The organism is Klebsiella sp. AqSCr (assembly GCF_008452795.1).
Classification (GTDB): Bacteria; Pseudomonadota; Gammaproteobacteria; order Enterobacterales; family Enterobacteriaceae; genus Klebsiella; species Klebsiella pneumoniae.
This window is the reverse complement of sequence record NZ_MJDM01000005.1, coordinates 1,499,790-1,522,114: the sequence shown is the minus strand read 5'-3', so window position 1 is coordinate 1,522,114 and position 22,325 is coordinate 1,499,790. Positions and strand designations below refer to the sequence as shown.

General features: G+C 58.4%; 15 protein-coding genes and 1 pseudogene. 3 read left to right on the top strand and 13 right to left on the bottom strand.

Annotated elements, in window-relative coordinates; translation table 11 throughout:
* Nucleotides 1-17: 17 nt before the first annotated feature.
* From glpC to glpA, 3 genes are read right to left on the bottom strand one after another with little or no spacing between them, the layout of a single operon-like run.
* Nucleotides 18-1,196 (bottom strand): anaerobic glycerol-3-phosphate dehydrogenase subunit GlpC, encoded by a 1,179-nt coding sequence (gene glpC / locus BHE81_RS11345; RefSeq protein ID WP_002913041.1) that lies wholly within the window; start codon nt 1,194-1,196, stop codon nt 18-20.
* Entirely contained in the window at nt 1,193-2,452 is a 1,260-nt protein-coding gene (gene glpB, locus BHE81_RS11340) for a glycerol-3-phosphate dehydrogenase subunit GlpB (RefSeq protein ID WP_023342671.1), read from the bottom strand. The genes glpC and glpB overlap by 4 nt, the downstream gene beginning before the upstream one ends.
* Nucleotides 2,442-4,064, bottom strand: coding sequence for an anaerobic glycerol-3-phosphate dehydrogenase subunit A (glpA, locus tag BHE81_RS11335; protein WP_004214634.1), 1,623 nt, complete (start codon nt 4,062-4,064; stop codon nt 2,442-2,444). Before glpA ends, glpB begins: the two co-directional genes overlap by 11 nt.
* 271 nt (nt 4,065-4,335) lie before the next feature.
* Between glpA and glpT the strand changes: the two are divergent.
* Nucleotides 4,336-5,682, top strand: a pseudogene (gene glpT, locus BHE81_RS11330) (glycerol-3-phosphate transporter).
* 9 nt (nt 5,683-5,691) lie between these two features.
* The gene (gene glpQ / locus BHE81_RS11325) at nt 5,692-6,762 is read left to right on the top strand and encodes a glycerophosphodiester phosphodiesterase (RefSeq protein ID WP_014907172.1); all 1,071 of its coding nucleotides are present in this window, start codon (nt 5,692-5,694) and stop codon (nt 6,760-6,762) included.
* A gap of 463 nt (nt 6,763-7,225) precedes the next feature.
* On the opposite strand, the gene yfaE is transcribed toward glpQ, so the two are convergent.
* The 4 genes from yfaE to ubiG all read right to left on the bottom strand — a co-directional run bounded on the left by yfaE (nt 7,226) and on the right by ubiG (nt 12,069).
* Complete coding sequence (gene yfaE / locus BHE81_RS11320) at nt 7,226-7,480, bottom strand: class I ribonucleotide reductase maintenance protein YfaE (RefSeq protein WP_004140836.1); 255 nt, start codon at nt 7,478-7,480, stop codon at nt 7,226-7,228.
* On the bottom strand, nt 7,480-8,610 hold the full coding sequence (gene nrdB / locus BHE81_RS11315; RefSeq protein WP_004140835.1) for a class Ia ribonucleoside-diphosphate reductase subunit beta: 1,131 nt from the start codon (nt 8,608-8,610) through the stop codon (nt 7,480-7,482). The genes yfaE and nrdB overlap by 1 nt, the downstream gene beginning before the upstream one ends.
* Before the next feature lie 101 nt (nt 8,611-8,711).
* The gene (gene nrdA, locus BHE81_RS11310; RefSeq protein WP_002913016.1) at nt 8,712-10,997 is read right to left on the bottom strand and encodes a class 1a ribonucleoside-diphosphate reductase subunit alpha; all 2,286 of its coding nucleotides are present in this window, start codon (nt 10,995-10,997) and stop codon (nt 8,712-8,714) included.
* A 343-nt stretch (nt 10,998-11,340) separates the two neighbouring features.
* The gene (gene ubiG / locus BHE81_RS11305) at nt 11,341-12,069 is read right to left on the bottom strand and encodes a bifunctional 2-polyprenyl-6-hydroxyphenol methylase/3-demethylubiquinol 3-O-methyltransferase UbiG (protein ID WP_002913014.1); all 729 of its coding nucleotides are present in this window, start codon (nt 12,067-12,069) and stop codon (nt 11,341-11,343) included.
* Nucleotides 12,070-12,215: 146 nt separating this feature from the next.
* Here ubiG and gyrA point away from each other — a divergent pair, with 146 nt between their 5' ends.
* On the top strand, nt 12,216-14,852 hold the full coding sequence (gene gyrA / locus BHE81_RS11300) for a DNA topoisomerase (ATP-hydrolyzing) subunit A (RefSeq protein WP_004184961.1): 2,637 nt from the start codon (nt 12,216-12,218) through the stop codon (nt 14,850-14,852).
* A gap of 110 nt (nt 14,853-14,962) precedes the next feature.
* On the opposite strand, the gene BHE81_RS11295 is transcribed toward gyrA, so the two are convergent.
* From BHE81_RS11295 to atoS, 6 genes are all read right to left on the bottom strand, one after another.
* Nucleotides 14,963-16,147, bottom strand: a complete 1,185-nt coding sequence (locus tag BHE81_RS11295; protein WP_004899541.1) for an acetyl-CoA C-acetyltransferase — start codon at nt 16,145-16,147, stop codon at nt 14,963-14,965.
* A gap of 28 nt (nt 16,148-16,175) precedes the next feature.
* Nucleotides 16,176-17,498, bottom strand: a complete 1,323-nt coding sequence (locus BHE81_RS11290) for a TIGR00366 family protein (protein WP_004184957.1) — start codon at nt 17,496-17,498, stop codon at nt 16,176-16,178.
* Nucleotides 17,495-18,145: a 3-oxoacid CoA-transferase subunit B gene (locus tag BHE81_RS11285; RefSeq protein WP_023158524.1), complete on the bottom strand. Its 651-nt coding sequence runs from the start codon at nt 18,143-18,145 to the stop codon at nt 17,495-17,497. Before BHE81_RS11285 ends, BHE81_RS11290 begins: the two co-directional genes overlap by 4 nt.
* The gene (gene atoD, locus BHE81_RS11280) at nt 18,145-18,807 is read right to left on the bottom strand and encodes an acetate CoA-transferase subunit alpha (RefSeq protein ID WP_004184954.1); all 663 of its coding nucleotides are present in this window, start codon (nt 18,805-18,807) and stop codon (nt 18,145-18,147) included. Before atoD ends, BHE81_RS11285 begins: the two co-directional genes overlap by 1 nt.
* A gap of 196 nt (nt 18,808-19,003) precedes the next feature.
* On the bottom strand, nt 19,004-20,389 hold the full coding sequence (gene atoC / locus BHE81_RS11275; RefSeq protein WP_004184948.1) for an acetoacetate metabolism transcriptional regulator AtoC: 1,386 nt from the start codon (nt 20,387-20,389) through the stop codon (nt 19,004-19,006).
* Nucleotides 20,386-22,212 (bottom strand): two-component system sensor histidine kinase AtoS, encoded by a 1,827-nt coding sequence (atoS, locus tag BHE81_RS11270; RefSeq protein WP_032424147.1) that lies wholly within the window; start codon nt 22,210-22,212, stop codon nt 20,386-20,388. The genes atoC and atoS overlap by 4 nt, the downstream gene beginning before the upstream one ends.
* Nucleotides 22,213-22,325: the final 113 nt, after the last annotated feature.

The window sequence follows — 22,325 nt, the reverse complement described above, 5'->3', positions numbered from 1 at the left end:
ACAGGCTGGCGCTGGGCTCAGACGAGCGCCTGCGCCAGCACCGTCAGCGGATGCTCGCAGCGTTTGCTGGTGGACATCTCAATCTGCCATTTGCAGGTCTCGCAGTCGGTGACGACGAGGTCGGCCCCGCTCTCCTCAATCTGACGGAACAGCGGGGCGCCGATAGCCTGGGATACCGCGTAATTCTCAGTTTTAAACCCGTAGGTGCCTGCGATGCCGCAGCACTGGGAATCCAGCACCTCCAGCTGCAGGCCGGGGATCAGCCGCAGCAGCTCGAGGGTATACAGCGACCAGCCCATCTTTTCCATATGACACGGGGTGTGATAGACCACTTTCAGCGGCAGCGGGCGCAGCGGTAGCGTCCTGCCGGCAGCCAGCTGTTTCCAGATCCAGCGGGTGGCAAGCTCGACCCGATCGCGAAGATCGCTGTTATCGACATCGAGGAGATGGGGGTATTCATCACGTAGCGTAAAGGCGCAGGTCGAGGAGGTGGCAATGATCGGTAGCGTGTTTTCCCGCATCGCGGCGACGTTGCTCTGCGCCTGCTTACGCGCCTTGTCGAAAAAACCGTTGGCGATCAGCGGTACGCCGCAGCATTTTTCTTTTGATAACAACTGCACCCCGGTACCCAGCGCGTTGACGACGCGAATGAGATCTTTACCCAACTGTGGATGGTTATAGTTGACGTAGCAGCCGTGAAAGAAAGCCACCTGTTCGCTGTATTGCTTCTGACGGGCGGCGAGCTGGCGGTAAGCGCGGCGGAAGGTGCCGAAACCATATTTCGGCAGCGTACGCCGGTGATCGATGTTGAGCGTCGCGTCGAGCAGACGGCGCACCGGTTTTAAGCCGGTGGCGGCGTTGACCAGGGGGGCAAAGGGGGTGGAAAGGGTACCCATCAGGTCGGTATGGCTGAGGATGGCGTCGCGCAGGGTCGGCTTTTGCTGGCCGTACTGTGCCCGGGCGCGTTGAATGATATCGCCAATTTTCACATCCGACGGGCAGGCGACCTCGCAGCGCTTGCAGTTAATGCAGTACTTCAGCGCCTCGTCGTACAGCGCGCCATCCTTCAGACGCAGGCGTTCGCCGTCCGGCCCCGCTTGTTTCGGGCCGGGATAGCGCGGATTGACCCGACTTACCGGGCAGGTGGTGGTACAGACCGTGCACTTAATGCAGCTTTCAAAACGGGTATCGTTCATGGCCGGCCTCCGGCAAGGGCGTGGATCTGTCTGGCGGCGTGCAGCGCGGTAACGGCGCAGACGCCGCTGCCACAGCCGAGCTGAATGGCATCGAACCCGCCGAGCAATGAGCCGATGGCGAACAGATTATGGAACGGCTGCCCGCCCAGCAGGGGGCGCAGCAGGGCATCGGTTTTCACGCCGAAGCGCTGCCATGGTTGTGAGGCGAAGAAATCGCGCTGGTACCAGCTTTCCCGTGGCAGGGTCTGGTGAAGGTCGAGGCCGAGGATCGGCTCGCGCACGCTATCGCGAGTGGCGACAAGACCGTTGCTGAAAAAGCTGCCGCTGGCCAGCACGGTAAAGCGCGGACGCAGCGCAATATCGCCGTGATTTCGCGTCCAGACCGCCTCGACGGCGTTCTGTCGATGGCTGATTTTCACCACCTCATCGCCTGCGAGCCAGGCGCCGCCCTCGCGAATGAACTGGCGTTGCAGCTGAGAATGCAAACGCATCCCGGGAACCGAAGGCGGCAGCGTCGGCAGCAGACGCAGCGGGCAGGGTAGACGCGCCTGCAGCCAGTGGTACAGGCGATCGTCGGCGAGGCCAAAACAGGCGGGCATGATCAGCAGGTCATACTGCTGCGCCAGCGGTAGCAGCGCTGCATGCAGGGCCGGCCACATATTCTCATCATCCAGGACGCGGGCGATATTGGCGGCGCGAAACTCGGTCGGGTTGTCACGCAGCACATCCAGCAGCGGTAACTCGATTTCCACCGCCGCGGCGGTAACTCCGTGTTGACCGAGCGCGGCGGCGGCGAGATGCGGCTGAAAATCAGCAAAGCCGCTGATCCCCACCAGACAGGCGCCCTGCGACGGCAGGGGCGCGACAGGCACCTCAAGGGGCGACAGCCATGCCGGGCGCAACGTCCCCAGCGGCGTTACCCGCCGGTGCGGCCGGCGCGCATCGCCCTGCATCACCGCGCCGCAGGCGGCCAGCAGGGCTTCGGTCTGTGTCGCGTATTCGAGCACCGCCTCGGCGCCGAGACGGGAATAAGGGTGTTCAGGAAGCTGTTCAGCGAGTTGCTGCAGACCTTGTGCGACGTCAGTGACGTTATCGCCGTTGGGCAGCGCCGAGAGCAGGTCTAACGACGCGGAGGAAAAATGCAGCGCGCTCTGCCCGCGGCTGATGATGACGCTGCGCAGGCCGTGCTGATTCAGGGCCAGCCCGCACAGCAGGCCGGCGAGCCCGCCGCCGATAATCGCGCAATCAAACTTCATCCCGGTGCTCCTGTGGCAATCCGCACAGGCCGAGGTAGACCCAGCGGGTGAATTCGCTTTCGCGCAGCGCATCGCCCCAGGCGATGGGCTGCACGCCCTTCCAGCGTTCATTGAGAAATTCCGAGAGCTGGGTTAACGACTGCGCGGGCGTGGTGACGTTAAAGCGCTGCAGCAGTCCGGCAGCGCGGCAGGCGCAGAGTTCCCCCTGACAGGTCCCCATGCCAATCCGGGTGCGGCGGCGCAGGTCGAGCAGGGTGTTGACCGCCAGGTTTTCCACCGCGTATTTCACTTCACCGGCAGTGACGGCTTCACATTCGCAGACCAGGCTACGGTGCTGGCGGCTGTCGCCAAGCCAGGACGGGGTGCGATCGCCGTGACGGTAGACGGCCGAGCCGCGCAGCGGGGTGGGGAGGGAGATAATCTTTTGCAGGGTACTTTCCGTTGGCTCCTGTGAACCGGGCAGCGGGGCTTCGGCCGTGGTACAGGGGGTGGTGTTTCCCAGCTTACGACAGACGGCGTCGGTGGCCCACTCGGCCATCAGGCGATAGGTCATCAGCTTGCCGCCGGTGATAGTAATGAAGCCTTCCATACCGTCACGCTGGGCATGGTCGAGCAGGACGATGCCGCGGCTGACGCCGCGCCCGCTGGGATCGTTATCGCTGGCCACCAGCGGGCGGACGCCGGAGTAGGCGCGGAGGATCCGGGTGCGGCCCATGACCGGCGCCAGCTTTTCCCCTTCGCGCAGTAGGGTATCGACCTCCGCCGCTGTTACCCGGTTGTCGTCAATTTCGTCATAAGGGATATGCATTGAGGTAGTGCCGATCAGCGAGATGGTATCGCCGGGCACCAGAATATCGGCGTCGGCCGGCTTACGGCAGCGGTTGATCACCAGGTTGTTAATCCGATGATCGAGGATCAGCAGCGATCCCTTCGCCGGGAACATGGTGATGCGCAGGTCGGCATATTCCGCAATACGCTGCCCCCAGATCCCGGCGGCGTTAACCACCATCCCGGCGTACAGAGTGCGGGCCTGGTGAAGTTGGCGGTCGTATACCTGGACGCCGCAGACGCGATCGCCCCGGCGCAGCAGGCCTGTTACTTCGCAGCCGGTAAGGATCTGCGCGCCGTGTTCGCGGGCGTCGAGCATATTGGCCGCGGTGAGGCGAAACGGGTCGATGGTACCGTCCGGGACCTGCACCGCGCCCAGCAGCGTCGGGTTGACGGCGGGCTCCCGGCGCAGCGCTTCCTGCGGCGAGAGCGGCGTGGCCTCTATGCCAGCCTGCTGACAGGCGTCGATAAAGGTTTGCTGCCATGCCAGGTCATCTTCAGGCAGGGTGATAAACAGCCCATTGGTCGGTTCAATACAGTGGCGGGCGATGCGGCGCAGGATGCGGTTCTCACTGATGCATTCGCGGGCGGATTCGTTGTCGGTCACCGCGTAGCGGGCGCCGCTGTGCAGCAGTCCATGATTCCGGCCGGTCGCCCCGGTGGCGATATCATGGCGCTCAATGAGCAGCGTTCGTAATCCGCGCCGGGCGCAGTCGCGGGCGATACCGGCGCCGGTTGCTCCGCCGCCGATGATAATGACCTCGCTATCAAGACGTCCCGTCATCTTCAGCTCCTCTGCTTTCGTTTTACGCCATTTAGCCACAATTAGTAAGGTTATTGTTTGATTTCGAGCATATTCGCGCGTTATTTGAGCGTGTTATGTGATTTCGTGCTCACATTGGAACGTTTTGTCATATTTCTGTAACAAATTGTGCGATGTTTCACAGTATCAACTCTACGTATTGCCTACCATCGCGACCATATTTGAAGTTGGTGATTAATCTGGGATTTTGTCGTGACGTCAGTAGAAAACAGCAAGGGCCACGGAGGCTGATATGTTAAGTATTTTTAAACCCGCCGCGCATAAAGCGCGTTTGCCAGCAGCGGAGATTGACCCGCTATATCGCCGATTACGCTGGCAGATTTTTATTGGCATCTTTTTTGGTTATGCCGCCTACTATTTGGTTCGTAAGAACTTTGCCCTGGCGATGCCTTATCTTATCGAGCAGGGGTTCTCTCGTGGCGACCTCGGCTTCGCCCTTTCCGGTATCTCCATCGCCTATGGATTTTCGAAATTCATCATGGGATCGGTCTCTGACCGCTCGAATTCGCGCATTTTCCTGCCGGCTGGCTTGATCCTCGCCGCGCTGGTGATGCTGGTGATGGGCTTCGTGCCGTGGGCGACGTCCAGCATCATGATAATGTTCGTGCTGCTGTTCCTCTGCGGCTGGTTCCAGGGGATGGGCTGGCCGCCGTGCGGCCGGACCATGGTGCACTGGTGGTCGCAGAAAGAGCGCGGCGGGATTGTCTCGGTGTGGAACTGCGCGCATAACGTCGGCGGCGGCATTCCGCCGCTGCTGTTCCTGTTAGGGATGGCGTGGTTTAACGACTGGCACGCGGCGCTGTATATGCCGGCATTCGGCGCCATTCTGCTGGCGATTTTCGCCTTCGCAATGATGCGCGACACCCCGCAGTCCTGCGGTCTGCCGCCGATTGAAGAATATAAAAACGACTACCCGGACGATTACAGCGAAAAGCACGAAGAAGAGCTGACGGCGAAGCAGATCTTTATGCAGTACATTCTGCCGAACAAGCTGCTGTAGTACATCGCTATCGCTAACGTCTTCGTTTATCTGCTGCGCTACGGCATTCTCGACTGGTCGCCGACCTACCTGAAAGAAGTTAAACACTTCGCGCTGGATAAATCCTCCTGGGCCTATTTCCTGTACGAGTACGCGGGGATCCCGGGCACGCTGCTGTGCGGTTGGATGTCGGACAAAGTGTTTAAAGGCAACCGCGGCGCCACCGGCGTGTTCTTTATGACCCTGGTGACCATCGCCACTGTCGTTTACTGGCTGAACCCGCCGGGTAATCCGGGCGTCGATATGGCCTGTATGATCATCATTGGCTTCCTGATCTACGGCCCGGTGATGCTGATTGGTCTGCATGCCCTCGAGCTGGCGCCGAAAAAAGCCGCCGGGACCGCCGCGGGCTTCACCGGCCTGTTCGGCTATCTTGGCGGTTCCGTGGCCGCGAGCGCTATCGTCGGCTACACCGTCGATTTCTTCGGCTGGGACGGCGGCTTTATGGTGATGATCGGCGGCAGCGTGCTGGCGGTTATCCTGCTGGTTATCGTGATGCTCGGTGAACGTCGCCATCACCAACAGCTGAAACAAGCCTAAGGAGCGGCGATGAAAATGAAACTTACCGCGCTGATGAGCGGAATGATTCTGTCCAGTTCGGCGCTGTGCTTCAGCGCGACAGCGGCTGATAAAATGGTCATCGCCCACCGCGGCGCCAGCGGGTATCTGCCGGAACATACCCTGCCGGCGAAAGCGATGGCTTACGCTCAGGGGGCGGATTACCTTGAGCAAGACCTGGTGATGACCAAAGACGACCGGCTGGTGGTGTTACACGACCACTATCTCGATCGGGTGACTGACGTTGCGCAGCGTTTCCCGCAGCGGGCGCGTAAAGATGGCCGTTTCTACGCCATTGACTTTACCCTGGACGAGATTAAGTCGCTGAAGTTCACCGAAGGTTTTGAGCCGAAAAATGGTAAGAACGTGCAAACCTATCCCGGGCGATTCCCGATGGGCAAATCCGATTTCCGTATTCATACCTTTGAAGAGGAGATTGAGTTTGTCCAGGGGCTGAACCATTCCACCGGCAAAAACATCGGTATCTACCCGGAAATCAAAGCGCCGTGGTTCCACCACCAGGAAGGCAAAGATATTGCCGCCAGCACATTGAAGGTGCTGAAGGAATATGGCTATACCAGCAAGCAGGATAAGGTTTATCTGCAGTGCTTTGACGCCAACGAGCTCAAACGCATTAAAAATGAGCTGGAGCCGAAGATGGGGATGGATCTCAATCTGGTGCAGCTCATCGCCTATACCGACTGGAATGAAACCCAGCAGAAACAGGCCGATGGTAAGTGGGTGAACTACAGCTATGACTGGATGTTCAAGCCAGGGGCGATGGCGCAGATTGCGCAGTACGCGGACGGCATCGGCCCGGATTACCATATGCTGGTAGCGGAAGGCTCGAAGCCGGGGGCGGTGAAGCTGACGGCGATGGTGAAAGAGGCGCATGCCAGCCATCTGCAGGTGCATCCGTACACCGTGCGCGCGGATCAGTTGCCGGAGTACGCGACTAACGTTAATCAGCTCTATGACGTGCTGTATAACCAGGCGGGCGTCGACGGCTTATTTACCGATTTCCCGGATAAAGCGGTGCAGTTCCTGGACGCGAAACACTAAAAAGCCGGGTGGCGGCTACGCCTTACCCGGCGTACGAACTGCGGTTTTGTTGACACTGTTCTCGGCGTGCAACGATTTCGACCCGGGAATAACGTTTGTTCTATGTTATTTCCTGGAAGATTGCGCTCCCGATATTTCTTCTGCGTTATGCCTTTCATAGCGCAGGGAGCGCACAGGGGGAGGCCAGTCGCCGCCTCCCCCTGTACCCCCGGGCTCCGGCCAGCAAAATCGCCGCTGCGCGGTCCCTTCGACTTATCCCTGCAGGCTTCGGGTCGGGCCGAGGTAGCGTCCATGCAAAACACGGCCCTCAGCCCGCATCCATGCGGGCTGCCCCGGCCTTCCGGGAACGTCTCAGCGATTTTGAGGCCGTCAACACCGGCAGTTTCAGCAGCCCAGGGCGGCAGTGCGTAAACGGCCGGTCCTGGAACAGTAGGTCAGGTAAGCGTAGCGCCACCTGACAAGACTACATCTCGATCTCAATATCGCCTTTCGCCCGGCAGCAGCAGGGCAAAATTTCTCCCGGCTGGATAAAGGCCAGCGGCTCGGTCAGCCAGTCAACCTGGCCGGAGACCAGACGCGTGCGGCAGGAGCCGCAGTAGCCTTCGCGGCACTGATATTCGACGTTGATATTATGCGACTCCAGCGCCGCCAGCAGGGAAGGGTGTTCATCCTGACACTCAAGGCGAGTGTCAGAGATTTTCAGGAAGATCCGCTTCATTACAGCTGGAAGTTACTCAGATCGTCGGCATCGACTTCAGAATCGATCTGGCCGACGAGATAAGAACTGACTTCCACTTCCTGCGGCGCCACCTGAACGTTGTCGGAGACCAGCCAGGTGTTGATCCATGGGATCGGGTTGGAACGGGTCTGGAACGGCAGATCGAGGCCCACCGCCTGCATGCGGATATTGGTGATGTACTCGACGTACTGGCAGAGAATATCTTTATTCAGGCCGATCATCGAGCCGTCGCGGAACAGGTAGTCCGCCCACTCTTTCTCCTGCTGCGCCGCCAGCACGAACAGGTCATAGCACTCCTGCTTGCACTCTTCGGCGATTTCCGCCATTTCCGGATCGTCGCTGCCGGAGCGCAGCAGGTTCAGCATATGCTGGGTGCCGGTCAGGTGCAGCGCTTCATCGCGGGCGATCAGGCGGATAATTTTGGCGTTGCCTTCCATCAGTTTGCGTTCGGCAAAGGCGAAGGAGCAGGCGAAGCTGACGTAGAAGCGGATCGCTTCCAGGGCATTAACGCTCATCAGGCACAGATAGAGTTTCTTTTTCAGCTCGCGCAGATTCACGGTCACGGTCTTGCCGTTGACGGTGTGGGTGCCTTCGCCCAGCAGATGCCAGTAGCTGGTCATCTCGATCAGCGAATCGTAATAGTGAGAGATGCCTTCCGCACGTTTCTGGATCTGCTCGTTGGTGACGATGTCGTCGAACACGGTCGCCGGGTCGTTGACGATGTTGCGGATGATGTGAGTGTACGAACGCGAGTGAATGGTCTCGGAGAAGGCCCAGGTTTCTACCCAGGTCTCCAGCTCCGGGATGGAGATCAGCGGCAGCAGCGCCACATTCGGGCTACGGCCCTGGATGGAGTCGAGCAGCGTCTGGTACTTCAGGTTGCTGATGAAAATATGTTTTTCGTGTTCCGGTAGCGCCTGGTAGTCGATGCGATCGCGGGAAACGTCAACCTCTTCCGGGCGCCAGAAGAAGGAGAGCTGCTTTTCAATCAGCTTTTCAAAGATGTCGTATTTTTGCTGATCGTAGCGGGCCACGTTAACCGGCTGGCCAAAAAACATAGGTTCCAGCAGCTGATCGTTTTTCGTCTGTGAAAAAGTGGTGTATGCCATTGAAGTGAGTCCTGTTGAACTGTATTGCCCGGCGGGAATGGGTTGGCCGGGCCTACACAAACGTAGGCCGGGTAAGCGTAGCGTTACCCGGCAAAAATACCTTAGATCTTACAAGCGCCGCTTTCGCAGCCGTCGTCCTGGATGGACGGGGCCAGGTCATCCTGGGCGTCTTCAGCGCCATCACGGGTGTTGTGATAGTACAGCGTTTTGACGCCGAATTTATAGGCGTTGAGCAGGTCTTTGAGCAACTGCTGCATCGGCACTTTTCCGGACGGGAAGCGCGTCGGATCGTAGTTAGTGTTGGCAGAGATCGACTGGTCGATAAACTTCTGCATGATACCCACCAGCTGCAGATAACCGTCGTTGTTCGGCATCTCCCACAGCAGCTCGTAGGCGTTCTGCAGGTTTTCGTAATCCGGCACCACCTGGCGCAGGATACCGTCCTTGGACGCTTTGATACTCACGTGGCCGCGCGGCGGCTCAATGCCGTTGGTGGCGTTGGAGATCTGCGACGAGGTCTCGGACGGCATCAGCGCGGAGAGCGTGGAGTTGCGCAGGCCGTGGGTTTTAATGGATTCGCGCAATGCTTCCCAGTCGTAGTGCAGGGGTTCGCTGACGATGCCGTCCAGATCTTTCTTATAGGTATCGATCGGCAGGATGCCCTGCGCATAGGTGGTTTCGTTGAACCACGGGCAGGCGCCTTGCTCGATAGCCAGCTCGTTAGAGGCCTTCAGCAGATAGTACTGAATCGCTTCGAACGTTTTGTGCGTCAGGTTGTTGGCGCTGCCGTCGGAGTAGCGTTTGCCATGCTTCGCCAGATAGTAAGCGAAGTTGATCACGCCGATACCCAGCGTACGACGCCCCATCGCACCGCGTTTAGCCGCCGGGATGGGGTAATCCTGATAGTCGAGCAGCGCATCCAGAGCACGCACCGCCAGCACCGCCAGCTCTTCCAGCTCGTCGAGGCTGTCGATAGCCCCGAGGTTGAAGGCCGACAGGGTGCACAGCGCGATTTCGCCGTTTTCGTCGTTGACATCTTCCAGCGGTTTGGTCGGCAGAGCAATCTCCAGGCACAGGTTAGACTGACGCACCGGGGCGACTACCGGATCGAACGGGCTGTGGGTGTTGCAGTGGTCGACGTTCTGGATATAGATGCGGCCGGTAGAGGCGCGCTCCTGCATCATCAGCGAGAACAGCTCAACGGCTTTAATACGCTGCTTACGAATGCTGTCGTCCTGCTCGTACTGGGTGTACAGGCGCTCAAACTCGTCCTGATCGGCGAAGAAGGCGTCATACAGGCCCGGGACGTCGGAAGGGCTGAACAGGGTAATATCGCCGCCCTTCAGCAGACGGGTGTACATCAGCTTGTTGATCTGTACCCCGTAGTCCATGTGACGAACGCGGTTGGCGTCGGTACCACGGTTGTTTTTCAGCACCAGCAGGCTTTCCACTTCCAGATGCCACATTGGGTAGAAGAGGGTTGCCGCGCCGCCGCGTACGCCGCCCTGCGAGCAGGATTTCACCGCGGTCTGGAAATGCTTGTAGAACGGAATGCAGCCGGTGTGGAAGGCTTCGCCGCCGCGGATCGGGCTGCCCAGCGCGCGAATGCGCCCGGCGTTGATGCCGATGCCGGCGCGCTGGGAAACGTATTTCACAATCGCGCTGGAGGTGGCGTTGATGGAATCCAGGCTGTCGCCGCACTCGATCAGCACGCAGGAGCTGAACTGACGGGTTGGGGTACGCACGCCGGACATGATCGGCGTCGGCAGCGAGATTTTAAAGGTGGACACCGCGTCGTAGAAACGCTTGATATAGTCCAGACGCGTTTCGCGCGGATAGTTCGAGAACAGGCAAGCGGCGACGAGAATATAGAGGAACTGCGCGCTCTCATAAATTTCGCCGGTGACGCGGTTTTGTACCAGATACTTGCCTTCCAGCTGCTTAACGGCTGCGTAGGAGAAGTTCATGTCGCGCCAGTGGTCGAGGAAACCGTCCATCTGCTGGAACTCTTCTTCCGTGTAGTCTTCCAGCAGATGATGATCGTATTTACCTTTCTCGACCATCTTCACCACGTGATCGTAGAGCGCCGGCGGCTCAAACTGACCGAAGGCTTTTTTACGCAAATGGAAAATCGCCAGACGCGCGGCGAGGTACTGGTAATCCGGCGCGTCGCGGGAGATCAGATCCGCAGCGGCTTTAATAATGGTTTCGTGGATGTCCGCGGTTTTGATGCCGTCATAGAACTGGATATGGGAGCGCAGCTCTACCTGGGAAATCGAAACGTTATTCAGTCCTTCTGCCGCCCAATCCAGTACGCGATGGATTTTGTCGAGATTGATGCGCTCGGTGGTCCCGTCGCGCTTTGTCACCAGCAGACTCTGATTCATGTGGATTTTACCTGTCCGTGAAAGAAAATATCCCCCGTTTATCCACAGAAGGCCGTTGTGACTAACTCTGTGGATAAATACTATATGTAGGGGGTTGTCGATAAAAGAAACGCTATATGGTGAGTATTTTAGTAAGGAATCTTTTGAGTACAAGGGTTGATTTTGACGTTAAATTGAGGTTGCGGAAGGGTAATAATCCGCAAGTCCACGTCGCATAAGGCCTGGAGAAGAAGTCAATAAAACAGAAAAAAAATGAAAATTTGATCGAGTGCTGATTTCTTCATCGGAAGAAATAATCACGCGGCTTGATGCCGCGCAATCATCATAAGCGGAGGTGCTGACCTCAGTCCTGTTTGGCGGTTGTATGCAACATATAGTTAACATCAACCCCCGGCGCTAACTTGAAGGTATTGGTCAGCGGATTGTAATGCAGACCGATGATATGCTGCTCTTTCAGAGTAGTCTGATCTACCCAGCCCAGCAGCTCGGCCGGCTTGATAAACTTCTTCACATCATGAGTGCCTTTGGGCACCATCTTCATGACATATTCCGCCCCGACTACCGCCATCAGCCAGGCCTTGCCGTTGCGGTTGATGGTGGAGAAGAAGACCTGGCCGCCGGGCTTCACTAACCGCGCGCAGGCGTGCACCACCGACTGCGGGTCGGGGACGTGCTCCAGCATCTCCATGCAGGTCACGACGTCATACTGCTGCGGGTGCTTCGCGGCATGTTCCTCAACTGTTTCCTGAACATAGTCTACCTGAATACCGCTCTCCAGGGCGTGCAGCCTGGCGACCTGCAGCGGTTCGGCCCCCATGTCCAGCCCGGTGACCGTCGCGCCTTCGCGCGCCATGCTCTCGGCGAGGATGCCGCCGCCGCAGCCGACATCGAGGACTTTTTTACCGAACAGGCCGCCGGAGCGTTCGGCAATATAGCCCAGCCGCAGCGGGTTGATGCGGTGGAGCGGTTTGAACTCGCCCTCCAGATCCCACCAGCGCGAGGCGACGGCTTCGAATTTGGCGATTTCAGCATGATCGACATTAGGGGCTACCGACGTTTTTTCGGCATTCATGGGCGCTTTTACTCCTTTTCTGTTCAGACCTGCGAGTATATCAGCAGCGCGCCATGAATAAACCGTATTGCTTTACCTCTATTAGCGCGGCTGTGTTATAATTTGCGACCTTTGAATCCGGGATACAGTAGAGGGATAGCGGTTAGATGAGCGACCTTGCGAGAGAAATTACACCGGTCAACATTGAGGAAGAGCTTAAGAACTCTTATCTGGATTATGCGATGTCGGTCATTGTTGGCCGTGCGCTGCCGGATGTCCGAGATGGCCTGAAGCCGGTACACCGTCGCGTACTTTACGCCATGAACGTATTGGGCAATGACTGGAACAAAGCCTATAAAAAATCAGCCCGTGTCGTTGGTGACGTAATCGGTAAATACCACCCGCACGGCGACTCCGCGGTATACGACACCATCGTGCGTATGGCGCAGCCGTTCTCGCTGCGTTACATGCTGGTGGACGGCCAGGGTAACTTTGGTTCCATCGACGGCGACTCCGCCGCGGCGATGCGTTATACCGAAATTCGTCTGGCGAAAATCGCTCATGAGCTGATGGCCGATCTTGAAAAAGAGACGGTCGATTTCGTCGACAACTATGACGGTACGGAGCGTATTCCGGACGTCATGCCGACCAAAATTCCTAACCTGCTGGTGAACGGCGCCTCCGGGATCGCCGTAGGGATGGCCACCAACATACCGCCGCATAACCTGACGGAAGTGATTAACGGCTGTCTGGCGTATGTTGACGATGAAGACATCAGCATTGAAGGGCTGATGGCGCATATTCCTGGCCCTGATTTCCCGACCGCCGCCATTATCAATGGCCGTCGCGGCATCGAAGAGGCCTACCGCACCGGTCGCGGTAAAGTGTACATCCGCGCGCGCGCGGAAGTGGAAGTGGACGCGAAATCCGGCCGCGAAACCATCATCGTGCACGAAATTCCGTATCAGGTGAACAAAGCGCGCCTGATCGAGAAAATCGCCGAGCTGGTCAAAGAAAAACGCGTGGAAGGCATCAGCGCGCTGCGTGACGAGTCTGATAAAGACGGGATGCGCATCGTGATTGAAGTGAAGCGCGATGCGGTAGGGGAAGTGGTGCTTAACAACCTCTATTCCCAGACCCAGCTGCAGGTCTCCTTCGGCATCAACATGGTAGCTCTGCACCATGGTCAGCCGAAGATCATGAACCTGAAGGACATCATCGCCGCGTTTGTACGCCACCGCCGTGAAGTGGTGACCCGTCGTACGATTTTCGAACTGCGCAAAGCGCGCGACCGGGCGCATATCCTCGAAGCGCTGGCCGTTGCGCTGGCCAACATCGACCCGATTATCGAACTGATCCGTCGCGCGCCGACCCCGGCAGAAGCGAAAACGGCGCTGGTTGCCCAGGCGTGGGATCTCGGTAACGTCGCGGCGATGCTGGAGCGCGCCGGGGATGACGCCGCGCGTCCGGAATGGCTGGAACCAGAGTTCGGCGTGCGCGACGGTAAATACTACCTGACCGAGCAGCAGGCTCAGGCGATTCTGGATCTGCGTCTGCAGAAACTGACCGGCCTTGAGCATGAAAAACTGCTCGACGAATATAAAGAGCTGCTGGAGCAGATCGCAGAGCTGCTGCACATTCTCGGCAGCGCCGACCGTCTGATGGAAGTGATTCGCGAAGAGCTGGAGCTGATCCGCGACCAGTTCGGCGACGAACGTCGTACCGAAATCACCGCCAACAGCGCTGATATTAACATCGAAGATCTGATCAACCAGGAAGATGTGGTGGTCACCCTGTCGCATCAGGGGTATGTGAAGTATCAGCCGCTGACCGACTACGAAGCACAGCGTCGTGGCGGTAAAGGCAAATCGGCAGCGCGCATTAAAGAAGAAGACTTTATCGACCGCCTGCTGGTGGCTAACACCCATGACACCATCCTCTGCTTCTCAAGCCGCGGCCGTCTGTACTGGATGAAGGTCTATCAGCTGCCGGAAGCCAGCCGCGGCGCGCGCGGTCGGCCGATCGTCAACCTGCTGCCGCTGGAAGCCGATGAGCGCATTACCGCCATCCTGCCGGTCCGCGAGTACGAAGAGGGCGTCAACGTCTTTATGGCCACCGCCAGCGGTACCGTGAAGAAAACCGCGCTGACCGAGTTCAGCCGTCCGCGTTCCGCCGGTATCATCGCGGTCAACCTGAACGAAGGCGATGAGCTGATCGGCGTCGATCTGACCTCTGGTCAGGATGAAGTGATGCTGTTCTCCGCGGCCGGTAAGGTTGTACGCTTCAAAGAAGACGCCGTTCGCGCCATGGGCCGTACCGCCACCGGCGTACGCGGTATTAAGCTTGCGGAAAACGACAGCGTCGTCTCGCTGATTATTCCACGCGGCGAAGGCGCGATCCTGACGGTGACGCAAAACGGTTACGGTAAACGTACCGCGGCGGCGGAGTATCCGACCAAGTCGCGTGCCACCCAGGGCGTTATTTCGATCAAAGTCACCGAGCGTAACGGTTCCGTGGTCGGCGCCGTGCAGGTGGATGACTGCGATCAGATCATGATGATCACCGACGCCGGGACGCTGGTGCGTACCCGCGTTTCCGAAGTGAGCATCGTGGGCCGTAACACCCAGGGCGTGATCCTCATCCGCACCGCGGAAGATGAAAACGTGGTGGGTCTGCAGCGCGTGGCTGAGCCGGTGGATGATGAAGAGCTGGATGCCATCGATGGTAGCGCGGCGGAAGGCGATGACGATATCGCCCCGGAAGCGGATACCGATGATGATGTCGCGGATGACGCCGACGAGTAATTCCGTATTGTGATATCGCACAGAAGGGAGGCCTGGCCTCCCTTTTTTTCGTTCTGAATATACTGCGTAACGATGGGCTGCCGAATGACAAAGCACTCGGCAAAGGGGGGTTAATTTATCCTTTCCACAATCATCGCGATGCCCTGACCGCCGCCGATGCACAGCGTGGCCAGACCGAGCGTTTTATCGTGCGCTGACAAGGCATGCAGCAGGGTCACAAGAATACGCGCACCGCTGGCGCCGATAGGGTGTCCAAGGGCGATTGCCCCGCCGTTGACGTTCACCTTCTGCGGATCGAAACCCAGCGTCTTACCCACGGCAAGGAACTGTGCGGCAAACGCTTCGTTGGCTTCGATCAGATCGATATCAGAAAGTGTCAGTCCGCTCAGTTGCAGCGCTCTCTGCGTAGCGGGAACCGGCCCCATCCCCATTAACGCCGGCGCGACGCCGCCGCTGGCCCAGGCTTTGATCCGTGCAAGAGGTTTTAATCCCGCTGCCAGCGCTGCGGATTCTTCCATCACCACCAGCGCCGCCGCGCCGTCGTTAATGCCGGAAGCATTACCTGCCGTTACTGTGCCAGACTTGTCGAAGGCCGGACGCAAAGCGGCAAGCCCTTCTGTCGTAGAGTCGGCTTTAGGAAACTCATCACGTTCAAAAATGGTCGTTTTTTTACGGGAGGTGACGCTGACCGGCACAATTTCGGCCCGGAATGCGCCGGAATCGATGGCGGCAAGCGCTTTACGCTGTGAAAGCAGCGCCAGCTCATCCTGCATTTCCCGGCTGATGCCGTATTCCTTAGCAACGTTTTCTGCGGTGATCCCCATATGATAACCGTGAGTGGCGCAGATAAGACCGTCGCGCAGGATCACGTCGGAGAGCCGCCCGTCGCCGAGACGGTAGCCCCAGCGGGCTTTAGCGTCCAGCAGGTACGGCGCCTGGCTCATGTTTTCCATACCGCCTGCGACCAGCGCTTGCGCCTGTCCGGCCAGAATCGCCTGCGCGGCCAGCGCCACGCTTTTGAGGCCGGAGCCGCACACTTTGTTAACGGTAAAGCCGCATACCGTCTCGGCAAGACCGCTTTTGAGCAGCGCCTGGCGGGCCGGGTTTTGCCCGAGACCGGCCTGTAGGACGTTGCCCATAATCACTTCATCCACGCGCTGAGGATCGAGTTGCGCGCGCTGAAGGGCTGCCTTAATTACCGTAGCGCCGAGGTCGATGGCGCTGGTGGTCGCCAGCGCGCCGTTAAAACTGCCGATTGCGGTACGCGCCGCGCTGACGATGACACAATTTTTCATCTTAATTCCTTAAAAGTGAGGGGGGCCGTCAGAACAAGGTCAAACCAATGACAAAAATGACCCCAGAGAAGAGAAGGGCGGTGATGCAGTAGCCCATAATGTCGCGTACTCCGAGTCCGGCAATGGCCAGCGCGGGCAGCGCCCAGAACGGTTGCGCCATGTTCATCCACTGCTCGCCGTAGGCGATCGCCATCACCGATTTACCGAGGTCGGCCCCTAACGCCTGAGCGGCAGGTATCACAAACGGCCCCTGGATAACCCAGTGGCCGCCGCCCGACGGCACGGCGAAGTTAATCAGCGCGGAGCTGAAGAAGGTCATCACCGGGAAGGTGTCTTTGTTGGCGACGTTGATGAAAAACTCCGTGATAAGACCGCCGAGGCCGGAGTGTTCCATCATCAGTTGGATCCCGGCGTAGAAGGGGAATTGCACCAGGATACCGGCGGTGCTGCGCGCGGCGGCGCTGATGGCGCGCATATAGGCCATCGGCGTTTTGTGCAGCAGCAGACCGGCGATCATAAACATCAGATTGACGGTGTTAATGGTGATGTTGAATCCCTTTTCGGCGAAGTAGATCGCCAGATAAGCAATCCCCAACGCGCCAATGATCAGCGCGAGGATGCGGCTCTCTTCCAGCTTTTCCGACGGCGGGGCGTCAGCCGGCAGTTTCTTCTGAAAATCGGCCTCTTCCAGCAGCAGTTTCGGATCGATGCTGATTACATCGGACGGTTTTGGCGTCATCATGCGGGTGATAAACGGCATTACCACGATAAGCCCGAGCGTGATGAAGATGTTGAATCCGGTGAGCAGGGTATCGCTGACCGGGATTAAGCCCGCAATATGTTCGACCGGGTTGCCCGGCGTCGCCGCCAACAGGGGCATGGAGCCGGAAAAGCCGCCGCCCCAGGTGAGAAAACCGATATAGGCGCAGGCAATCAGCAGCGGATAATCGGAGCCGGGCACGCGACGGGCGACCTCACGGGCAAACATCGCCCCGACCACCAGGCCAAATCCCCAGTTGATCACGCAGGCGACGGAGCCAAAGAAAGTCACCAGCATCACGCCCTGAACGGGCGTTTTCGCGGCGGAAGCGGCGGCGCGCAGCAGGCTTTTAACCGGGCCGGAACTGGCCAGCGCGTGACCGGTGACGATAATCAGCGCCATCTGCATGCCGAACGCCAGCAAGTTCCAGAAGCCGTCGCCCCAGAATTTCACCATACTGATTGGCGTTTGCGGCGTCAGCCAGAGGGCAATGCCAAAGGTCAGCAGGGTCAGCAGCATCGCGAAGATCAGCGGATCAGGAAGCCAGCGGCTGACGACCCGCGTCATAAAGCGTGAGAGACGGCCAATCATGCGCCACCCCGCTGGATCAGCAGATCTGCGGCAATGTCGAAGCGTGCTTCGGTTTTCGCCCGCAGAGTTTCAGGGGCGCACCCTTCGGCGATTTCAGTCAGCCACATCCGGCCATCAATAAAGCGGAATACCGCCAGTTCAGTGACCAGCACATGAACCGCATGCTGGGCGGTCAGCGGCATGGTGCACTGGCGCAGGATCTTCGCGGAACCGTCTTTGGCGCAGTGTTCCATGGCGATGATTACTTTGCGCGAGCCGGTCACCAGATCCATCGCGCCGCCCATGCCGGGCACCATTTTGCCGGGCACTACCCAGTTGGCGAGGTTGGCTTGTTCATCCACCTGCAGCCCGCCGAGGACGCAGGCGTCGACGTGACCGCCGCGAATCAGCGCGAACGACATCGCGCTATCGAACATCGCCGCCCCGGGCACTATTCCACAGGGCTGTCCGCCAGCATTCACCAGATCCGGGTGGACGGTTGTGACGGGACCCAGCCCGAGAAAGCCGTTCTCCGATTGCAGCGTGATGTTAATTCCTTCCGGCAGGTAATTGGCGACCATCGTCGGCAGGCCAATCCCTAAGTTTACGACGTCGCCATCACGAAGCTCTTGCGCCACGCGGCGCGCAATACGTTGTTTAGCATCCATTATTTGCTCTCCTGTGGAATGACGATGTGGTCGATAACGGCGCCCGGGGTGACGATCTGGTCGGGAAGCAGCTCGCCTGTCGCCACCATTTCGTCAGGCTCAACCAGCGTAATGTCGGCGGCGAGAGCAATGAGGGGGTTAAAATTACGGGCGCTGAGCTGGTAGGTCAGGTTGCCGAGCGGGTCGGCGCGATGGGCGCGGATAAGGGCCAAATCCGCACGCAGTGGGCGTTCCAGCAGCCAGGTTTTACCGTCAAGCTGGAGCGTTTGCTTCCCTTCCTCCACCACGGTGCCGACGCCGGTCGGGGTGAGAAACCCGCCCAGCCCTGCGCCGCCGCAGCGGATTTGTTCAATCAGGGTGCCTTGCGGAACCAGTTGAACCTCCATCTCCTGGGTTATCATCCGCCGTCCGGTTTCCGGATTCGTGCCGATATGAGAAGCGATGACTTTGCTCACCCGACCATTAACGATCAGCGGGCCGACGCCGGTATCGACAAATGCGGTATCGTTGGCGATGAGCGTCAGGTCTCTGACGCCGGATTCAAGCAGGGCTTCCACAAGGCGGGGCGGGGTGCCTACCCCCATAAAACCGCCAACCATGATGGTCATGCCGTCACGAAAGAAGCCAGAGGCGTTCTGTAAGCTAATCAGTTTTGTTTTCATTATGTTTCCCTTTGCATACTCCATTTTGGGTACGCAGAGGGAATAGCAAGCGGGATGCCAGGATTGATTCGTCGGAAGGAAATTCGTTAACTTACTGAATATGAACTTTTATTTTCCCTGCGGTGCGCAGGAATATTGGCGGGCGTTATGCAGAATTTTGCGCACTGTGCAAAATTCTGCATAGCAGATTCTGGTACTAAAGGCCGGCCGGATCGATACCGTACTCTTGCAGTTTGTACATCAACGCGCGTCGGCTGATGCCTAACATTAATGCGCTGCGCGTGCGGTTTCCCTCCTGCTGTTCCAGCACTTCCATAATAATTCGCCGCTCTTCACGCTTAATCTCCTCTTTCAGGTTGCGCTCCCCTGGCTGCGCGGCTTTTACTTCGCCGCCTTTGCTCACCGGCTGGCGGAATGGGGCGGGCAGATCTTCAGCGAAAATTACTGCGCCGGTGCTCATTACCACCGCGCGCTCAATCACATTGGATAATTCGCGGATGTTGCCCGGCCACGGCCAGGCGGTAAGCCGCGACATGGCGGCGGGATCGATCTCAATCATATCGCGCTGATTTTCCGCGCTGAATTTCTGTAGAAAGTGGTTGGCTAACAGGGCGATATCCTCCCGCCGCTCGCGCAGGGGCGGAAGCAGCAGATGGATCACGTTCAGCCGGTAAAACAGATCTTCACGAAAGGTTCCCTCTTTTACCATCGCCGCCAGATCGCGGTTGGTGGCGGCAACGATACGGATATCCACCTGAATGGTTTGCTGCCCGCCGATACGCTCAAACTCTCTTTCCTGCAGGATCCGCAGCAGCTTAGCCTGCAACACCAGCGGCATTTCACCGATTTCGTCCAGCAGCAGCGTTCCCTGATGGGCGCGTTCAAACAGCCCTTGACGTTGCGTTTGTGCGCCGGTAAACGCCCCTTTTTCGTGGCCAAACAGTTCGCTCTCCAGCAGCGATTCGGGCAGGGCGGCGCAGTTTATCTTGATAAAGGGGCCGTTTGCCCGCCGGGAGTTGTAGTGAATGGCGCGGGCAATCAGCTCTTTTCCGGTGCCGCTTTCGCCGCAAATCAGCACGCTGGCCTGCGAAAGGGCGATTTTCGCCGTGTCTTTGCAGATATCCATCATCCGCGGACTGTTGGTCAGGATATGTCCCCACTGCCAGCTGGTGCTCAGCGCCTGATGCAGGCTGCGGATCTCCTGCTTCATCGCCTGTAGCTGTAAGGCCCGCTGAATCAGCAGGTTAAGCTCATCAAGATCAAATGGTTTAATCACATAATCAAATGCGCCGCTACGCAACGCTTCGACTGCGGTTTCCACTTCGGCGTAAGCGGTCATCAGAATGATGGGGATCCGCGGCTGCTGCGCGCGCATCACTTTCAGCGCCTCAATTCCGTTCATTTCCGGCATCCGGATATCCATCAGCACCACGTCGGGCGGCGTGTCGGCAAAGTGTTGCAGCGCCGCCTGACCATTACTGGCGCAGTGGGTCTCATGCCCCTGTAGCGAAAACGCGGTGGCAAGCATACGGCGAACGTTATCTTCGTCATCAACGATAAGAATACGGTAGCTGGTTTTCATTCTGACGAGGTTTCCTGCGGGTTAATCGGTAAAATAAGGGTAAAGGTCGCGCCGCATCCCGGCTGGCTAGCCACACGGATATCGCCCTGATGCGCGTTGATAATGCGCTGGCTTAGCGCCAGCCCGAGACCAGTTCCTGATGCTTTGGTGGTGAAGAACGGATCGAAGATCTTTTTTTGCACATCGCTGTCGATACCGCAGCCATTGTCTTCGATGGTCAGCGCCAGATGCGTTGACGTATCGCGCCAGGTGCGGATGCGGATTTCACCGCGCGCGCCGATCGCCTGTACCGCGTTGATTAACAGATTCAGGAGCACCTGTTTAAGCAGTTCGCGATCGGCGACGATCGCGGGCAGCTCGGCGTCGAATTGCGTACTAAAGTCGATCCGCGCCTGGACTCCGGAGGTTTGCACCAGGATCAGCGCCTCCTCAATTAGCGCTTTGAGCTGCACCTGCTGCCACTGGCTTTGCCGTGGGCGGGAAAAGTCCAGCAGCTGCTGGATGACCTTATTGATCGAATCAATTTCATTAAGGACTACCGACAGATACTCCTGATGCACCGGCAGGGTCGTCTGCTGGCGAATAATCTGCACGTAGCCGCGGATGGCGGTGAGCGGGTTGCGCACCTCATGCGCGACGCCCGCCATCAGCTCCCCCAGCGTGGCGAGTCTCTCCGTTTGCGCCAGGCGACGCTGTGCCTCTTTGCGGGCGGTTAAATCGGAGAAGATAACCAGCGCGCCGATCAGTTCGCCGTTGGCGTTATGGATGCGGCTGGTGGTGACGCTGATCTCAATCGTGCGGTCACGGCCAGGAAAACTGACCTCCTGCGCCAGATGCTCTGTGCCGTGCGCCAGGGTATCCAGCACCGGGCTATAAAAGTGGGTGTTGGCGAATAAGGTCGCATAGGGTTGCCCGACCAGCTCATCCAGTTTGTAGCCCGTGATGATCTCCGCCGCCGGGTTCATGGTGGTGACATTCCCCTCTCTGTCGATGGCGATAACGCCGTCGGCGGCGTTATCAATAATCAGGTCGTTAAGGGTTTTGGTCTCCCGCAATGTTTGCGCCAGCGCGTTGACGCTGCGGCTGATCTGCCCCAGTTCGCCGGGCAGATCGGGCAACTGCGCGGGAATTTTTTGCGCCAGCGTAGGCAGACCGTCGGTGATGATGTCGATATTGGCGCTCAGGCGGCGCGAAAAGAGGACGATCAGCAACAGGCTGCTGATAAGCCCGGCCGCCAGAACAGCAATGATCCGGACATCCATCTTCCAGGCCTGCTGGCGAATATCCTCCGTCAGCTCATTGGCCCAGATATAACCGAGAACTTCGCCATGGCGCGCTATCGGAATCATGGAATTGAGGATATCGCCGCGCACCTGCCTGCCGGAAAACACCCGCGGGGCGTTGGCGCGCATAACCTCCCGTCCGGGATGATCGGCGGCGATAGTCACCCCGACGTTGTTTTGATACAGCGCCGAAGGGGCGTAGGTGATAATGGCGTCCAGCGCCTTGTTGTAATAGCCGGCGCCAATCCCCGGAAACGCGTGGGTGATGCGTTCGGTGACTGGCGACAATTCCGCATTCAGCATGCGGATCCGTTCAGCGCGCGACAGCTGACTATGCTGGCTGAAGCGTTCGCCCAGCGCCTCGTCGAGCAGGTGTACGACGGCCGATAATTTTTTCTCTTTTTCAGATAACACCGCTGACCGGCCTTCGGTTTCTACGATATAACCAATAGAAAGCGTCGGCACAATGACCATCAGGATAGCCATCAGAATCATTTGATTGCGTAAGCGACGTGGGTATATCCTTTTTAACCAGTGCATATAGACATCCATGTAGTTCTTCTCATGCAAATGTCGATTATCGAGGGTCGCAGCACAGGTTTCTCGGGGATGTATCATATTCCCATCAAGAGAGGGCATTGCGACGCCGGGCA

What these genes read in the sequence shown, in the direction of transcription:
- glpC (WP_002913041.1), bottom strand. Translation starts at nt 1,196, where the DNA reads ATGAACGATACCCGTTTTGAAAGCTGCATTAAGTGCACGGTCTGTACC.
- glpB (WP_023342671.1), bottom strand. Translation starts at nt 2,452, where the DNA reads ATGAAGTTTGATTGCGCGATTATCGGCGGCGGGCTCGCCGGCCTGCTG.
- glpA (WP_004214634.1), bottom strand. Translation starts at nt 4,064, where the DNA reads ATGACGGGACGTCTTGATAGCGAGGTCATTATCATCGGCGGCGGAGCA.
- glpQ (WP_014907172.1), top strand. Translation starts at nt 5,692, where the DNA reads ATGAAAATGAAACTTACCGCGCTGATGAGCGGAATGATTCTGTCCAGT.
- yfaE (WP_004140836.1), bottom strand. Translation starts at nt 7,480, where the DNA reads ATGAAGCGGATCTTCCTGAAAATCTCTGACACTCGCCTTGAGTGTCAG.
- nrdB (WP_004140835.1), bottom strand. Translation starts at nt 8,610, where the DNA reads ATGGCATACACCACTTTTTCACAGACGAAAAACGATCAGCTGCTGGAA.
- nrdA (WP_002913016.1), bottom strand. Translation starts at nt 10,997, where the DNA reads ATGAATCAGAGTCTGCTGGTGACAAAGCGCGACGGGACCACCGAGCGC.
- ubiG (WP_002913014.1), bottom strand. Translation starts at nt 12,069, where the DNA reads ATGAATGCCGAAAAAACGTCGGTAGCCCCTAATGTCGATCATGCTGAA.
- gyrA (WP_004184961.1), top strand. Translation starts at nt 12,216, where the DNA reads ATGAGCGACCTTGCGAGAGAAATTACACCGGTCAACATTGAGGAAGAG.
- BHE81_RS11295 (WP_004899541.1), bottom strand. Translation starts at nt 16,147, where the DNA reads ATGAAAAATTGTGTCATCGTCAGCGCGGCGCGTACCGCAATCGGCAGT.
- BHE81_RS11290 (WP_004184957.1), bottom strand. Translation starts at nt 17,498, where the DNA reads ATGATTGGCCGTCTCTCACGCTTTATGACGCGGGTCGTCAGCCGCTGG.
- BHE81_RS11285 (WP_023158524.1), bottom strand. Translation starts at nt 18,145, where the DNA reads ATGGATGCTAAACAACGTATTGCGCGCCGCGTGGCGCAAGAGCTTCGT.
- atoD (WP_004184954.1), bottom strand. Translation starts at nt 18,807, where the DNA reads ATGAAAACAAAACTGATTAGCTTACAGAACGCCTCTGGCTTCTTTCGT.
- atoC (WP_004184948.1), bottom strand. Translation starts at nt 20,389, where the DNA reads ATGAAAACCAGCTACCGTATTCTTATCGTTGATGACGAAGATAACGTT.
- atoS (WP_032424147.1), bottom strand. Translation starts at nt 22,212, where the DNA reads ATGCACTGGTTAAAAAGGATATACCCACGTCGCTTACGCAATCAAATG.